Origin of the sequence: Saccharothrix sp. CCNWYY140, from assembly GCF_037401995.1 — a bacterium.
GTDB lineage: Bacteria > Actinomycetota > Actinomycetes > Mycobacteriales > Pseudonocardiaceae > Actinosynnema.
Genome location: NZ_JBBEGC010000048.1, coordinates 1 through 13,727 on the forward strand (window position 1 = coordinate 1; position 13,727 = coordinate 13,727).

Below are 13,727 nucleotides of genomic sequence, written 5' to 3' on the forward strand. Positions count from 1 at the left end.
CCGGGGGGTGGGGGGGTGCCCTGCTGTCGCTCTAGTTCGTCCCGCCCCCCCCCCCCCCCCCCCCCCCCCCACGACCGGCATCCAGGCGACTTGACCGCCGTGCCGGAGGCGCGGCCATCAAGCACCGTCAAGTTTTGGTGCGGTCGGAGCATTCCAGCCGCGCCAGAGAGCCAGTATGCGCAGGCCCATGATGACCACCGACCCGGTGATGGCGACCGGCTCGGGCGGCAGGCCCGCCCAGTCACCCAGGGCGACGATCATGGCACCGGCCAGGGCCGCTACGGCGTAGATCTCGCGTCGGAGGACCAAGGGGATCTCGCGCAGGAGCACGTCCCGCAGGGCGCCGCCGCCGATGCCGGTGGTCATCCCGACCAGGCACGCGGCATAAGGGGGTGCGCCCAAGGCGAGGGCGGTGTTGGTGCCGCCGGTGACGAACAGGCCGAGGCCCACCGCGTCCAGCACCAACACGGAACGGCGAAGTTTGGCCACGGTCGGGTGAAACAGGAACACGACGAGTCCCGTGCCGCCCGCGACCGCCAGGTACGGCCAGGTCACCAGGGCCGTGGGCGGGGTCACGTCCAGCAGCACGTCTCGGATGGTGCCGCCGCCCAGCGCGGTGGTCAGGGCGAGCACGATGACCCCGAAGACGTCCAACCGGGACCGCACGGCGGCCAGCGCGCCCGAGGCGGCGAACGCGGCGATCCCGATCAGCTCCAGCGCGGTCAGCACCGGTGGAGGCTAGGCGACACCGCCGCGTCCGGTCACATCGAGGAGTCAGAAGAAGTCGGCCAGGCGGGGCACGCCCGGTGCGCCGACCAGCCGGTCCAGCAGGGCCGCCTCACCACCGCCGTCGAGCAGGCCGGCGCGGCGCAGGGCGTGGGTGTCCTGCATCCCGCTGAACCACGGCCCCAGCGCACGGGCGTGCAGGCGGACCGCACCGCTGCCGCCGGGCTCGACCCGCACCTTCCCGTCCTCCACCACGAGCCGCTGCCGGCCGGCGTGCCAGGGAGCGTGCTCGTCGATGATCTCCAGGTCGACGGCGGCGTCGCGCAGGGACGGGGCCGCCGGCCACCCGCGTGCGGCGACGGCGGCGGGCAGGTCGACCACCCGCAGCAGCCAGGCGGAGGTGGTGACGGTGTAGCGAATGGCCTGGTTGGTGAGCAGGCCCGTCACCGCCGGGTCGGTCACCCGCAGCGACACCTGGTCCAGCAGTCCGGACCAGCTGGTCAGCGAGCGCAGCAGCCCCAACTGGGTGTCCCGGTCCCGCCCGATCAGGTCGAACACCCGCAGGCCCTCGCGCTGGCGTTCGGCGGTCAGGAAACCGCGCACCTCGCCGTCGTGGCCGGGCACCACGGTGACCACGTCCAGGTTGAGCACGTCGGCCACGTCCACGCCCGGCTTGGACCGGTCGACCAGGCCGTTCACCGTGGACGCCAGGTCGGTGTAGCAGGCGTGCAGCGCGTCCAGGTCGGCCTCGGTCGCGGCGCGGGCGGCGAGCCGGGGGCCGGTGGGCAGGCGGTCGAGCGGGAAGTCCACCCACTCGAACACCCCGGCCCGCTCCCAGCCGCGCGACCGGTACAGCGCGGGCACGGTCGCGTAGAGCGCGGACAGGGGTTGGCCGTGGTCGCGCAGGTCGGTCAGGGTCCGGTCGAGCAGGCCGGACGCCACGCCCCGGCCGCGCGCCGACGGGTCCACGGCGACGCCGCCGACGCCGCCCATCGGCACCGGCGCGCCGCCGAAGAACTGGTGGAAGTCGGTGATCGTGAGCACCGCCGCCGGGCGCCCGTCCAGCTCGGCGAGCAGCCCGCGCCGCCCGGGGCGGACGGGGTTCTCCTCCGACGCGGCCCCGAAGGCCACCTTGCGCAGTCGGCGGACCTCGTCGGCGTCGGCGTCGGTGAGTTCTCGGATCAGCACCCGTCCTGCTTACCAGGCGAAGAAGCCCTGCCCCGACTTCCGCCCCAGTTCACCGCGCGCGACCTTGTCCCGCAGCAGCGCCGGCGGCTCGAACCGCGGCCCCAGCTCGGCCGCCAGGTGCTCGGCGATGGCGAGGCGGACGTCGAGGCCGACCAGGTCGGTGAGCTTGAGCGGGCCCATCGGCCAGCCGTAGCCCAGGCGCATGCCGGTGTCGATGTCCTCGGCGCTGGCCACGCCCTCCTCCAGCATCCGGATGGCCTCCATGCCGACCGCGACGCCGAGGCGGGAGGTGGCGAAGCCGGGCGCGTCCTTGACCTCGATGACGGTCTTGCCCAGGTCCTCGGCCCACTTGCGCGCGCTGGCGACCGTGGACGGGGCGACCCCGTCGTGCACGACCAGTTCCACCAGCTGCTGCACGGGCACGGGGTTGAAGAAGTGCATGCCGATCACGCGTTCGCCGGGCAGCCCCTGGGCCAGCGCGGTGATCGAGAGCGAAGAGGTGTTGGACGCCAGGACCGCGTCGGGGCAAGCGTTTGCGGCGTTGGCCAGCACGCGGCGCTTGAGGTCGACGTCCTCCGGGACGGCCTCCACGACCAGCTCGGCGGGCACCGCGGCCAACTGCTCCACGACGGTCAGGTTCTTCAGCACCTCGTCGGGCGCGCTCGCCAACTTGCCCCGGTCGGCCGCCTTGGCCAACGACGCCGCGACCGCCGACCGCGCGGTCACCACCCGGTCCGCGGACGACTCGGCCAGCACCACCTCGTGCCCGCCCGCGAGCAGCAGGTGCGCGATCCCGGCCCCCATCGTGCCGCCCCCGATCACCACCGCGATCATGCTTCGACGACCTCCGCGGCGAACATGGCGACCAGGTCCATCCCGCCGATCTCGGTCAGGTTGGCGCCCGCGGCCTGCCACTCGGGCGACTTGAACGCGGCCTTCATGTCCGCCTCGGAGGCGAAGTACATCTCGGCCACGACGTGCGGCTCGTGCTCACCCAGGAAGCCCGGCACGAACACCCGCCCGACCTTCGCCACCTCGGCCTTCAAGAGGCCGGGCGTGTTGCGCACGAGGGGGAGGTGGGAGTCGAAGTAGGCCTCGTCGAAGGCCTGGGCGTCCTCGGGTTTCCGGTACAGCGCGATGTACTTGATCATGTGACACCTTCCGTCCGGTCTGGCCGCCGGACTGTAACATCGGCACGATGGCGGTGTGCGGATCATCCTGCTACGCCACGGCCAAAGCCTGGGCAACGTCGACGAACTGGCCTACTGCCGTATACCCGACCACGCCCTCCCCCTCACCCCGCGCGGAGAGCGGGAAGCCGCCGAGGCCGGTCCCAGGATCAAGGAACTGCTGGACGGCGCGCCAGTGGCCGTCTACGTCAGCCCGTACGTCCGCACCCAGGCCACCCTCCGCGGCCTCGCCCTGGGCGAGCAGGCGGAACGGGTCGTCGCCGAGCCCCGCCTGCGCGAACAGGACTGGGGCAACCTCCAGGACCCGGTGCAACAGGAGGTCCTGAAACACCAGCGCCACGCCTTCGGCCACTTCTTCTTCCGCCTGCCCAACGGCGAATCGGGCGCGGACGTGGACGACCGCCTGGCGGCCTTCCTGGTCGACCTCGAAACCCGCATGAACCGCCCGGACCACCCCGACACGGCCCTGGTGGTCTCACACGGCCTGACCATCCGCCTGCTGTGCCGGCGCTTGTTCGGGTGGAGCATCGAGCTGTTCGAGTCCCTGTCCAACCCGGAGACCTGCGAGCACCGGGTTCTGACGTGGGACGGCGCGCGGTGGTCGCTGGACCGGCCGTTCGTCCAGTGGCGCGCCTCCCCGGACGGCGCGACCCAGGGTTGGAGCGCGACCCGGGGTTAGAGCAGACCGCGCCGGTAGGCGGCGACCAGGCGGCGCGGGACCAGCAGTTCGCGGCCGTCCAGGGTCTTCACCGGCACCAGGTCCGGCACCGCGGCCTTCCACTGCGACCGCCGGTGCCGGGTGTTGCTCCGCGACGTCTTCCTCTTGGGCACGGCCATCAGCGCGACCTCTTCCCGTACCGCCGGTTGAACTTCTCGACCCGCCCCGCCGTGTCCACGACCCGCTGCGACCCGGTCCAGAACGGGTGCGAATCCGAGGTCACGTCGACCACGATCAGCGGGTAGGTGCGCCCGTCCTCCCACTCCACGGTCCGGTTCGACGTCGCCGTCGACCGGGTCAGGAAGGCCTTGCCCGTCCCCGAGTCCTGGAACACCACGGGGTGGTAGTCCGGGTGGATGCCCTTCTTCACGACTACAGCTCCTCCATCTCGTGCTCGGCGAACGGGTCCACGAAGTCCAGTTCGTCCGCCAACGCCCATTCCTCGTCGGTCACCAGCGCCTCGCGCAGCGCCGACGTGATCTCGAACTCCGCGGCCTTCCAGGTGATCGCGACGATCTCCTGCACCCCGCCGGTCCGCCGCCCGATCTCCCCCATGTGCAGGCCGCCGCCCGCCGACTCCAGCCACAGCAACGCGTCGGGCTGGCTGACCAGCCACAACCGCCCCCGGCTGCGCACCACCCCGTCCAACAGCACGTCCAAAGCGATGTGCAACCGCATCGGGTGGAACGGCCGCGACGCCACGAAGTGCACGACCCCGACATCGCCCGCCGGCTCCAAGGGCGCACCACGCAGCAATGACCCGCTGACCTGGTCGAACCGCTCGACCCGGTCCAAGCCCCGCACCACCGCCGGCAGCTCGTCCAACGACACCCGCGGGACACCGGGAGACAGCCGGTCCAGCACGGCAGACAGCTCGAAGGACGGCGTCCCGACCATCACCAGCACGTCGGCGAACTCGGTCCGCCCCACCACGACCTGCGCCAACGTCCGCTCGTCCCCCGGCACGTCGGACACCAGCTCCTCGTCACCGGTGGCCTCCGCGAGCCACGTGGACGTGTCCACCGCCGTCACCACGGCGTGCACCCGCACCGCCCGCGACCGCAGGGCCAGGCACACCGCCTCGGGTTCCAGGGCCGGGTCGAGGTCGACGATCACCCGACCACCCAGGGCGTCCAGCAACGGCAGCAGGTCGTGGCGCAGGGTGCAGGACACGCAGCCGTGCTCCAGCTCCAGCACCTCCAGCTCCCCGTCGACCCACCGCCGCACGACACCGGAGCGCAGGTCCGTCAGGTCGTACCGGACCAGCACGGCGTCCGGCGAGGCGCACCACAGGGACGTGGCCACGCCGTGCCCGCCGGCCACCAGAACGACAACGGTTTCCATGTGCGCTACAGTAGATGAAAACGGTTGTCATTCCAAAACCGTGTCCCCACACCGGAGGTCGCATGTCGTCCCGCCACTGCCAGCTGACCGGGCGGAAACCCGGCTACGGCAAGCAGGTCTCGCACTCGCACCGGCGCACCAACCGCCGCTGGCTGCCCAACACGCAGCGCCGCCGCTACTGGCTGCCCAGCGAGAACCGGTTCGTCGTGCTCACCCTGTCCACCAAGGCGATCAAGACCGTCGACCGGCGGGGCGTCGAGTCCGTCGTGGCCGAGCTGCGCGCGCGGGGGGAGAAGGTCTGATGGCCAAGAGCACCGACGTCCGGCCGATCATCAAGCTCCGCTCCACCGCCGGCACCGGCTACACCTACGTGACCCGCAAGAACCGCCGCAACGACCCGGACCGGCTGGTCCTGCGCAAGTTCGACCCGGTGGTGCGCCGGCACGTCGACTTCAAGGAAGAGCGCTGATGGCCAAGAAGTCCAAGATCGCCAAGGACCGGCAGCGCCGCGAGGTCGTGGCCCGTTATGCCGAGCGCCGGGCGCAGCTCAAGGAGCTGATCCGCACCGACCCGGAGCGCCGCGCCGAGGCCCAGGCGGCACTCCAGCGCCTGCCCAGGGACGCCAGCCCGACCCGGCTGCGCAACCGCGACGCCGTCGACGGCCGTCCCCGCGCCTACTTCCGGGCGTTCGGCCTGTCCCGCCTCCGGTTGCGGGAGATGGCGCACAAGGGTGAGCTACCCGGTGTCACCAAGTCGAGCTGGTAGGAGAGCCCACGTGCCCAAGCCCGAACGCACGCCCAAGAAGCGGGTCAACCTCCTGCGCAAGGAGGGCGTGACGACCGTCGACTGGAAGGACGTCACGCTGCTGCGCAAGTTCATCTCCGACCGGGGCAAGATCCGGTCCCGCCGGGTCACCGGCCTGTCGCCGCAGCAGCAGCGGCAGGTCGCGACGGCGATCAAGAACGCGCGGGAGATGGCACTGCTGCCCTACCCCTCGCAAGGCCGCTGAGCGAGGCGGTGCCGGCCGTCGCCAGCACCGCCAGCGCGGGCCAGTCGGCCGTGAAGTGCCCCTCGGCGCCCACCACGAAGCTGCCGTACAGGCCCCAGCACTGGAGGGCGGTCAGCGCCGCGCCCAGCGGTGTGGTCACCAGCGACACCGCCACCACCACGGCGACCAGCGCCACCAGGGAGACCAGGGGCCAGTTGCCCGTGACCACCGCCGCCACGACACCGCCCGCGAAACCCAGCGCGGACCCGGGAGCACTTCCGATCCTCGGCATGACCCGCCATTCAACGCCCGGTTGAGACGCACGCCACCGCAGCAAGGCGGAGTTCACCTGATCGCGTGAGGCACGATCGTCCGAATGAGCTTCTACGACGTACTGCACCGCCGCCGGGACACCAGGGGCGAGTTCACCGGCGCCCCCATCCCGGACGACGTACTGCGCCGGGTGCTCACGGCCGCCCACGCCGCGCCGAGCGTCGGGCTGTCGCAGCCGTGGGACTTCATCGTGGTCCGCGACCGGGACACGCGGCGCGCGTTCCGCGACCACGTGCAGGCCGAGCGCAGCGTGTTCGCGTCCGAACTGGAGGGTGAGCGCGCCGACACGTTCGCCCGGATCAAGGTCGAGGGGATCCTGGAGTCCACGCTGGGCGTGGTCGTCACCTACGACCCCGAGCGCGGGTCGCCGGCGGTGCTGGGCCGGCACGCCATCGCCGACGCGGGCCTGTACTCGGTGTGCCTGGCGATCCAGAACCTGTGGCTGGCGGCGACCGCCGAGGGCCTGGGCGTGGGCTGGGTGAGCTTCTACCGCGAGGACGAGCTGCGCCGCCTGCTGGACATCCCCGCCGGCGTGCGGCCGGTGGCGTGGCTGTGCGTCGGACCGGTCGCGTGCCTGCCCGACACCCCCGACCTGGAGCGCCACGGCTGGCGGAACCGGCTACCGCTGGACGACGTCCTTCACCAGGAGCGGTACACACGGCGTTCGTCCCGGTAGCCTGTCTAAGCCGTACCGCAGGTGGGCGGCCCCGCGTACCCGCCCACCGAGCCGGAATGGAGTGTCGACACGGGTGGAGCAGCGAGATCAGCTGGTAGCGGTGCCACAGCTGGACCTTGAGGTCAAGGCGTTGCTGAACGCTGGCCGCCTCCAGGAGGCCAACACGCTGTTCGACCAGGTCGTGAGCCGGATCCCGCCGGGCGCCGACCGGTGGACGCGGTCGGCGGTGCTGGTCAACCGGGCGAAGCTGGCGTGGCGGCTGGGCCGCATCCCGCTGGCCCTGGAACTGGCCGCCGAGGGCTGGACCGACCTGGACGGCGAGAACGCCGACAACCCCGCGGCGGCGCAGGCCATGCACGCACTGGCCTACCTGCTGGAGGGCATCGGCAACCGGCGGGCCGCGGTGGACATCCTGCGGCTGTCCGTGCAGGTCGCGCGGCGGGCGGACGTCCCCGAGGTGCTCGGGCACTGCCTCCAGGGCCTGGGCGGCACGCTGAACTTCCGCGCCATCTCCTCGCCGCCGGAGGTCGCGCCGTCGATCTTCGCCGAGGCCCGCGAGTACCTGCGGGAGGGTTTGGAGCTGACCACCGACGAACAGATGCGGCGCGCCCTGCTCGGGGCGTACAGCCGGTCGCTGGCCGGGGTCGGCGAGCTGTACGAGGCGGAGCAGGCGGCGCGCGAGACGCTGCGGCAGGCCGACGAGGCCGGTGACCGGTGGGCGCAGGCGGTCGGGAACTGGGTGCTGGCGGTCGTGCGGCGGGACCAGGGCGACCTGGTCGAGGCGCGCACGCTGGCCAGCCGGGCGGTGGCGGCGGTCGAGACGATCAACGACGCGTCCCTGCTGCTGCGGTTCTCCCTGGACCTGGCCGACATCTGCGAGCGCATGAGCGACCACGTGGGCGAGGCGGCGGCGCTGCGCTGCTCGGTCGCAGCGGGCAAGACCGCGACGGAGACGTTGCAGGAGGGCCTGGGGCAGGCGCTGGAGCAGCGGCGGGTGGCCGTGCAGGCCCAACGGCTGGCCGTGGCCGCCCAGGAAGCGGCGGCCCGCGACCCGTTGACCGGCTTGGCGAACCGCCTGGGCCTGGAACGCGCGGCGGCGGGCTTGTTGGAGTCGACGGCCGCACGGGGCCGGGTGCCGTGGCTGGTCCTGGTGGACGTGGACTGGTTCAAGGGCGTGAACGACGACGCCGGCCACGCCGCCGGTGACGCCGCGCTGCGCGAGATCGCCCAACTGCTGCGCCGCGAGTGCCGGGCCGACGACCTGGTGGCGCGGTGGGCGGGCGACGAGTTCGTGGTGCTGCTGGGCGACACCGACAGCAACGCGCGCGACGTCGGCCCGGTGGTGGCCGAACGCATCCGGGCGGCCGTGGACTGCCACGACTGGACGATGGTGCTGGGCACGACCCGCCGGCCGACGGTGAGCATCGGGGTGGCCGCGGGTCCGGCCAAACTGGACCAGCTGTTCGCGGCGGCCGACATGGCGCTGTACCGGGCGAAGCGGCAGGGGCGCAACCGGGTCGAGGTGGAGCCGAGCGTGGCCGAGATCGTCGGCGGCGCCTGAGTCGGCCGCACGAACGCCTGACTCGGCCGCACGAACGCCTCAGTCGGCCGCACGAACCCGATTGTCGTACCCCGGTGGGACGATGGAGACGGGGGCCGGAGGCCGACCGAAAGGCAAAACCGGAGGCCGACCGCGAGGCAAAACCGGAGGCCGACCGAACCTGCGAGACCTACCGAACGTGCGAGACCGGGCTCTCCCGCGCGGCCCCACACCGCACGGGAGTCGAGCCGGTTCTCAAGCGATCAAGCCGCCGCGGAAGGCCACCAGGGCCGCCTGCACGCGGTTGACCGCGCCGATCTTGCCCAGGACCGAGGACACGTACCCCTTCACGGTGGCCTCGGACAGGTGCAACGTCCCGCCGATCTCCGCGTTGGACATGCCCTGTCCGATGAGGACGAGCACCTCGCGCTCCCGTTCGGACAGCGACGCCAGCAGGCGCCGCGCGGGCTCGGCCGCGCGTTCCCCGTCGGCCACCGCCGCGAGCACGCGGGCCGCCACGCCCGGGTCCAGCACGGCGCCGCCGGACGCCAGGTCGCGCACCGCCCGCACCAACTGCTCGGGCTCGGTGTCCTTGAGCAGGAAGCCCGACGCGCCCAGCCGCAGCGCCTCGGACACGTACTCGTCCACGTCGAACGTGGTCAGCATGGCGATCCGCGGCGCGTCGGGTATGGAGCGCAGCCGCCGCAGCGCGGTCAGCCCGTCGGAGGACCGCATCCGGATGTCGAGCAGCACGACGTGCGGGCGGTGCTGGCGGGCCAGTTCGGCCACCAGGTGCCCGTCGTCGCATTCGGCCACGACCTCGATGTCGCCGGCGCTGTTGAGGATCATGCGAAGGCCGGACCGGACGAGGTCTTCGTCATCGGCCAGCATCACCTTGATCACGACGCCTCCCCGCGTTGGCGTTTCGTGTTCGTACTCGCTCAGCCTCGCGCACGAACACGCAAGCTGACGTTAATTCACCGTTATCTCACCACGGATGCCGCCCGGAACAGCCTGTTCACAGTTGCCAGGAAATCCCGGAGATCAGCCGAGAACGCGCGCAACTTCCTGGCGCAGACGCGGCAACAGGGCGTAGAGCTTGTCGCCCGGGCAGAGCGTGTCGCGGTAGTCGCGGTGGCCGAAGATCTCACTGGGCGGGATGGCGTACTGCTCACATGTGTACACGCAGAAAGACACCAGCGAGTCCCACAACAGGACCGGCGGCTCGACGGACATGTAGTTGCCCTCGTTCTCGATGCCGATGGCCTCGCTGTTCTGGCCGGGGCAGTGCGCGCCGACCACGACCCGGTCCCCGGCCCGCAGCGCGGCGAGGCTGCCGTGCCTGCCCTCCATGAGGAAACCGCCGCGGCTGTTGGTGAAGTGCTGCCCTGAGTCGATCCAGCCGTTGGTGTCCATGTGGAGGTCCTGGATCCACCGGGCGTGGGCGTAGGCGTGCGCCTGGCTGACGTCCGAGGTGTTCTCGGTGGCGGTGTGGTGGATCAGGATGCGGACCGGGCGCTGCGTGAGCACGGTCGGCGCGGCGGCGGGCGGCCGGGCCGACCAGTCGGCGCACGAGCGGATGGGCAGGACGGGCGTCGCGTGCGCGGGGGTGGCGGTGAGGAAGCCGGCGCCGACGACGCCGGCGAGCAGGGTTCGTCGACGCATCACGTGGAACGTTTTCCCACTGCGGGTCCTTCACGGCAACAACCGACACCCGTTCGATGGAGTGACACCGGCCCGCGGCAAACGCGAAGCACTTTCGCGAATCTTTACTTGTGAGTAACGTGCGTCACACGAACCCTGCCTGGAAGGAGCTTCGCGTCATGCGGAGAGCCGCCCGATCCCTGGCCGTGGTCGCACTCCTTGCCACGGCCGTCACCGTTCCCGCCGCCGGGGCCTCGCCCCGCACGACCGCCTACGCCCCGGACGACTACTGCCTGGGCCAGTGCCACGACGTGTTACCACCCGGCCAGAACGGCAACGCCACCCTGGCCGAGATCCTGGCCCACAAGGCGCTGGGCACCCGGCCCGCGCACGCCGCCGACCAGCTCGGCAAGTACGACTCCCTGGTCTCCGGCTACGGCGGGCTGACCAACGACCAGCTGTCGACCTTCTTCAACGACGCCTCGTTCGGCGTGCCCGCCGACCAGGTGGAGAGCACGATCAAGCCGCGCGCGGACGTCACGATCATCCGCGACAAGCGCATCGGGATGCCGCACATCTACGGCACCACCCGGTCCGGCACCGAGTTCGGCGCGGGCTACGCCGCCGCGCAGGACCGGCTCTGGCTGATGGACCTGTTCCGCCACCTCGGGCGCGGGCAGCTGACCGGGTTCGCCGGCGGCGCCGAGGGCAACCGGGCGCTGGAGCAGAGCTTCTTCAACCAGATCCCCTACACCGAGGCCGACCTGCAACGCCAGATCGACCAGGTCGCCACGCAGGGGCCGCGCGGGCAGCAGGCGTTGCAGGACGTGAAGGACTACGTCGCCGGCATCAACGCCTACCTCTCGGCGGCGGTGAGCGGCCGGTACTTCCCCGGCGAGTACGTCCTGACCGGGCACGCCGACGCCATCACCAACTGGAACGACATCCGGCCGTTCCAGCCGACCGACCTGGTCGCGATCGCCGCCGTGGTGGGCGGCCTGTTCGGCGCCGGCGGTGGCGGCGAGGTGCAGAACGCGCTGGTCAAGCTCGCCGCGCAGAACCGGTACGGCGCGGCTCTGGGTGACCAGGTGTGGCGGTCGTTCCGGGAGCAGAACGACCCCGAGTCCGTGCTGACCCTGCACGACGGACAGCGCTTTCCCTACGGCACAACGCCTTCGTCGCCGCAGGGTGTGGCACTGCCGGACGGTGGCGTGGTGACGCCTGAGCGGATGGTGTACGACCAGACCACTTCGGCGCAGTCTACTGTGGACGTACCGGCGGAGTTGCAGGCCGTGCAAGGGATCTTCGCCGATGGTGTGCTGCCGAAGGACTTGCTGACCAAGAAGCACGGCATGTCCAACGCTTTGGCCGTGTCCGGCGCGCACACCGACACCGGCAACCCGATCGCCGTGTGGGGTCCGCAGACCGGGTACTTCGCGCCGCAGCTGCTGATGTTGCAGGAACTCAACGGTCCGGGCCTGCGGGCGCGCGGCGTGTCGTTCGCGGGCGTCAGCATGTACGTGCAGCTCGGGCGCGGCATCGACTACTCGTGGAGCGCGACCTCGGCGGGCCAGGACATCACCGACACCTACGCCGTCGAGCTGTGCGAGCCCGACGGCCGGCCCGCGTCGGCGGCGTCCCTGCACTACCGGTTCCGGGCGGAATGCCTGCCGATGGAACGGATCGAGCGCAAGAACGCGTGGAAGTCCACGGTCGCCGACCCGACCCCGGCGGGCTCGTACACCCTGGTCATGTACCGCACGAAGTACGGCTTGGTGCAGAGCCGCGCGCAAGTCGGCGGCAAGCACGTGGCCTACACGTCGTTGCGGTCGACGTACCTGCACGAGGTCGACTCGATCATCGGGTTCCAGGAGTTCAACGACCCGGGCGCGGTGCGCTCGGCGCAGGACTTCCAGCGCGCCGCCGAGCACATCGGGTACGCGTTCAACTGGTTCTACGTCGACGCGAAGGACACCGCGTACTTCAACTCCGGCGCGAACCCCGTGCGCAAGGCCCACATCGACCCGCACCTGCCCGTGCTGGCCGTCCAGGGCAACGAGTGGGAGGGCTGGGACCCCGACCGCAACACGGCGTCCTACACGCCGTTCGCGCAGCACCCGAACTCGATCAACCAGGACTACTACATCTCCTGGAACAACAAGCAGGCGCTGGACTACTCGGCGTCGGGCTACGGCAACGGGTCCGTGCACCGCGGCGACCTGCTGGACGACCGGGTGCGAGCGCTGATCGCCGGTGGGCGCAAGGTGACGCGGACGTCGTTGACCCAGGCGATGGCCGAGGCGGGCGTGGCCGACCTGCGGGCCGAGCAGGTGCTGCCGAAGGTCCTGCGGGTGCTGGACACCGCCGCCGTCACCGACCCGGCGCTGGCGTCGGCCGTGACGAAACTGCGGGACTGGCAGCGGTCCGGGTCGCTGCGCAAGGAGACCTCGCGCGGCAGCAAGACCTACGCGCACGCCGAGGCGATCCGTCTGCTGGACGCGTGGTGGCCGCAGCTGGTGAAGGCTTCGTTCCAGCCCGGCCTCGGCGACGAGCTGTACTCACGGCTCACCGGGGCGATCTCGGTGGACGAGCCGCCTTCGGACAAGCACGGCGCCGCGCCGCACAAGGGGTCGTCGTTCCAGTACGGCTGGTGGAGCTATGTCGACAAGGACCTGCGTGCGGTGCTCGGCGAGGGTGTGGCCGGTCCGCTGGGCGCGAAGTACTGCGGTGGCGGGTCGCTGTCGGCTTGCCGCCAGGTGCTGCTGGACTCGCTGGCGCAGGCCGTGGCGGTGCCGGCGACCACTGTGTACCCCGCCGACGCCGACTGCGCGGCGGGCGACCAGTGGTGTGCGGACACGATCATCCACCGCGCGATGGGCGGCATCACCCACGACAAGATCCACTGGCAGAACCGGCCCACCTACCAGCAGGTCGTGCAGTTCCCGGCGCGGCGGGGTGCGGCGGTGACCAACCTGGCGGCGGGGTCCACAGCGGTCGCGAGCAGCTACGAGCGCGGTTGGTACTACTCGCCGCCGGGGTACGCAGTGGACGGCAAGCCGGACACGCGGTGGGCCAGCGACTGGAGCGACAACCAGTGGCTGCGGGTCGACCTCGGGTCGTCGCGGACGGTCGGGCGCGTGGTCCTGTCCTGGGAGGCGGCCTACGCGCGGTCGTACCGAATCGAGGTGTCACCCGATGGCACCAACTGGCGGGAGGTATTCACGACTGGTGCGGGAAACGGCGGACAGGACGTCGTGTCGTTCACCCCAACCGCCGCACGATTCGTACGAATGACGGGTATCCAACGCGCCACGAGTTACGGATACTCACTGTACGAACTTGAGGTCTACGACACGTAGACCGGTCCGCAGGAAGACCCC

General features: G+C 71.3%; 18 protein-coding genes. 8 read left to right on the plus strand and 10 right to left on the minus strand.

Annotated features, from left to right (window positions below; genetic code table 11):
• Positions 1 to 117: 117 nt before the first annotated feature.
• Genes WBN91_RS21275 through WBN91_RS21290 form a run of 4 tightly spaced genes read right to left on the minus strand, consistent with a single transcriptional unit; the run spans position 118 to position 3,065 of the window.
• Positions 118 to 729 carry a trimeric intracellular cation channel family protein gene (locus tag WBN91_RS21275; protein WP_337725861.1) on the minus strand — a complete coding sequence of 204 codons (612 nt, stop codon included), beginning with the start codon at positions 727 to 729 and terminating at the stop codon, positions 118 to 120.
• A 45-nt stretch (positions 730 to 774) separates the two neighbouring features.
• Complete coding sequence (locus WBN91_RS21280) at positions 775 to 1,914, minus strand: GNAT family N-acetyltransferase (protein ID WP_337725860.1); 1,140 nt, start codon at positions 1,912 to 1,914, stop codon at positions 775 to 777.
• Positions 1,915 to 1,923: 9 nt separating this feature from the next.
• Positions 1,924 to 2,748 carry a 3-hydroxyacyl-CoA dehydrogenase family protein gene (locus WBN91_RS21285; protein ID WP_337725859.1) on the minus strand — a complete coding sequence of 275 codons (825 nt, stop codon included), beginning with the start codon at positions 2,746 to 2,748 and terminating at the stop codon, positions 1,924 to 1,926.
• Positions 2,745 to 3,065, minus strand: coding sequence for an EthD family reductase (locus WBN91_RS21290; RefSeq protein ID WP_337725858.1), 321 nt, complete (start codon positions 3,063 to 3,065; stop codon positions 2,745 to 2,747). The genes WBN91_RS21285 and WBN91_RS21290 overlap by 4 nt, the downstream gene beginning before the upstream one ends.
• A 55-nt stretch (positions 3,066 to 3,120) precedes the next feature.
• Between WBN91_RS21290 and WBN91_RS21295 the strand changes: the two genes are divergently transcribed.
• Positions 3,121 to 3,783: a histidine phosphatase family protein gene (locus WBN91_RS21295; RefSeq protein ID WP_337725857.1), complete on the plus strand. Its 663-nt coding sequence runs from the start codon at positions 3,121 to 3,123 to the stop codon at positions 3,781 to 3,783.
• Here WBN91_RS21295 and rpmF read toward each other — a convergent pair.
• The 3 genes from rpmF to WBN91_RS21310 are packed head-to-tail and all read right to left on the minus strand — an operon-like array spanning position 3,780 to position 5,166.
• Positions 3,780 to 3,941 (minus strand): 50S ribosomal protein L32, encoded by a 162-nt coding sequence (gene rpmF / locus WBN91_RS21300; RefSeq protein WP_337725856.1) that lies wholly within the window; start codon positions 3,939 to 3,941, stop codon positions 3,780 to 3,782. The two genes, WBN91_RS21295 and rpmF, sit on opposite strands and share 4 nt — an antisense overlap.
• Positions 3,941 to 4,192, minus strand: a complete 252-nt coding sequence (locus WBN91_RS21305) for a type B 50S ribosomal protein L31 (RefSeq protein WP_337725855.1) — start codon at positions 4,190 to 4,192, stop codon at positions 3,941 to 3,943. Before WBN91_RS21305 ends, rpmF begins: the two co-directional genes overlap by 1 nt.
• A gap of 2 nt (positions 4,193 to 4,194) precedes the next feature.
• Positions 4,195 to 5,166 (minus strand): GTP-binding protein, encoded by a 972-nt coding sequence (locus tag WBN91_RS21310; protein ID WP_337725854.1) that lies wholly within the window; start codon positions 5,164 to 5,166, stop codon positions 4,195 to 4,197.
• A gap of 62 nt (positions 5,167 to 5,228) precedes the next feature.
• On the opposite strand from WBN91_RS21310, the gene rpmB reads away from it, so the two are divergent.
• From rpmB to rpsR, 4 genes are read left to right on the plus strand one after another with little or no spacing between them, the layout of a single operon-like run.
• Complete coding sequence (gene rpmB / locus WBN91_RS21315; protein ID WP_337725853.1) at positions 5,229 to 5,468, plus strand: 50S ribosomal protein L28; 240 nt, start codon at positions 5,229 to 5,231, stop codon at positions 5,466 to 5,468.
• Positions 5,468 to 5,635 carry a 50S ribosomal protein L33 gene (gene rpmG / locus WBN91_RS21320; protein WP_033439124.1) on the plus strand — a complete coding sequence of 56 codons (168 nt, stop codon included), beginning with the start codon at positions 5,468 to 5,470 and terminating at the stop codon, positions 5,633 to 5,635. Before rpmB ends, rpmG begins: the two co-directional genes overlap by 1 nt.
• On the plus strand, positions 5,635 to 5,931 hold the full coding sequence (rpsN, locus tag WBN91_RS21325; protein WP_337725852.1) for a 30S ribosomal protein S14: 297 nt from the start codon (positions 5,635 to 5,637) through the stop codon (positions 5,929 to 5,931). Before rpmG ends, rpsN begins: the two co-directional genes overlap by 1 nt.
• Positions 5,932 to 5,941: 10 nt before the next feature.
• On the plus strand, positions 5,942 to 6,175 hold the full coding sequence (gene rpsR / locus WBN91_RS21330) for a 30S ribosomal protein S18 (RefSeq protein ID WP_337725851.1): 234 nt from the start codon (positions 5,942 to 5,944) through the stop codon (positions 6,173 to 6,175).
• Here rpsR and WBN91_RS21335 read toward each other — a convergent pair.
• On the minus strand, positions 6,123 to 6,446 hold the full coding sequence (locus WBN91_RS21335; protein WP_337725850.1) for a hypothetical protein: 324 nt from the start codon (positions 6,444 to 6,446) through the stop codon (positions 6,123 to 6,125). The genes rpsR and WBN91_RS21335 overlap by 53 nt on opposite strands.
• 84 nt (positions 6,447 to 6,530) lie before the next feature.
• Here WBN91_RS21335 and bluB point away from each other — a divergent pair, with 84 nt between their 5' ends.
• Together bluB and WBN91_RS21345 are read left to right on the plus strand one after the other, a co-directional pair.
• Positions 6,531 to 7,163, plus strand: a complete 633-nt coding sequence (bluB, locus tag WBN91_RS21340; protein ID WP_337725849.1) for a 5,6-dimethylbenzimidazole synthase — start codon at positions 6,531 to 6,533, stop codon at positions 7,161 to 7,163.
• A 100-nt stretch (positions 7,164 to 7,263) separates the two neighbouring features.
• The gene (locus WBN91_RS21345; RefSeq protein WP_337725848.1) at positions 7,264 to 8,724 is read left to right on the plus strand and encodes a tetratricopeptide repeat-containing diguanylate cyclase; all 1,461 of its coding nucleotides are present in this window, start codon (positions 7,264 to 7,266) and stop codon (positions 8,722 to 8,724) included.
• A 234-nt stretch (positions 8,725 to 8,958) separates the two neighbouring features.
• Here the strand turns inward: WBN91_RS21345 and WBN91_RS21350 are convergent, their stop codons facing one another.
• Both WBN91_RS21350 and WBN91_RS21355 read right to left on the minus strand, forming a co-directional pair.
• Positions 8,959 to 9,606, minus strand: coding sequence for a response regulator (locus tag WBN91_RS21350; protein ID WP_121223286.1), 648 nt, complete (start codon positions 9,604 to 9,606; stop codon positions 8,959 to 8,961).
• A 141-nt stretch (positions 9,607 to 9,747) separates the two neighbouring features.
• Positions 9,748 to 10,368, minus strand: a complete 621-nt coding sequence (locus WBN91_RS21355) for a peptidoglycan recognition protein family protein (RefSeq protein ID WP_337725847.1) — start codon at positions 10,366 to 10,368, stop codon at positions 9,748 to 9,750.
• 158 nt (positions 10,369 to 10,526) lie between these two features.
• On the opposite strand from WBN91_RS21355, the gene WBN91_RS21360 reads away from it, so the two are divergent.
• The gene (locus WBN91_RS21360; RefSeq protein WP_337725846.1) at positions 10,527 to 13,706 is read left to right on the plus strand and encodes a penicillin acylase family protein; all 3,180 of its coding nucleotides are present in this window, start codon (positions 10,527 to 10,529) and stop codon (positions 13,704 to 13,706) included.
• The last annotated feature ends 21 nt before the right edge of the window (positions 13,707 to 13,727 follow it).

What these genes read in the sequence shown, in the direction of transcription:
- WBN91_RS21285 (WP_337725859.1), bottom strand. Translation starts at nt 2,748, where the DNA reads ATGATCGCGGTGGTGATCGGGGGCGGCACGATGGGGGCCGGGATCGCG.
- WBN91_RS21290 (WP_337725858.1), bottom strand. Translation starts at nt 3,065, where the DNA reads ATGATCAAGTACATCGCGCTGTACCGGAAACCCGAGGACGCCCAGGCC.
- rpmF (WP_337725856.1), bottom strand. Translation starts at nt 3,941, where the DNA reads ATGGCCGTGCCCAAGAGGAAGACGTCGCGGAGCAACACCCGGCACCGG.
- WBN91_RS21310 (WP_337725854.1), bottom strand. Translation starts at nt 5,166, where the DNA reads ATGGAAACCGTTGTCGTTCTGGTGGCCGGCGGGCACGGCGTGGCCACG.
- rpmB (WP_337725853.1), top strand. Translation starts at nt 5,229, where the DNA reads ATGTCGTCCCGCCACTGCCAGCTGACCGGGCGGAAACCCGGCTACGGC.
- rpmG (WP_033439124.1), top strand. Translation starts at nt 5,468, where the DNA reads ATGGCCAAGAGCACCGACGTCCGGCCGATCATCAAGCTCCGCTCCACC.
- rpsN (WP_337725852.1), top strand. Translation starts at nt 5,635, where the DNA reads ATGGCCAAGAAGTCCAAGATCGCCAAGGACCGGCAGCGCCGCGAGGTC.
- WBN91_RS21335 (WP_337725850.1), bottom strand. Translation starts at nt 6,446, where the DNA reads ATGCCGAGGATCGGAAGTGCTCCCGGGTCCGCGCTGGGTTTCGCGGGC.
- bluB (WP_337725849.1), top strand. Translation starts at nt 6,531, where the DNA reads ATGAGCTTCTACGACGTACTGCACCGCCGCCGGGACACCAGGGGCGAG.
- WBN91_RS21355 (WP_337725847.1), bottom strand. Translation starts at nt 10,368, where the DNA reads ATGCGTCGACGAACCCTGCTCGCCGGCGTCGTCGGCGCCGGCTTCCTC.
- WBN91_RS21360 (WP_337725846.1), top strand. Translation starts at nt 10,527, where the DNA reads ATGCGGAGAGCCGCCCGATCCCTGGCCGTGGTCGCACTCCTTGCCACG.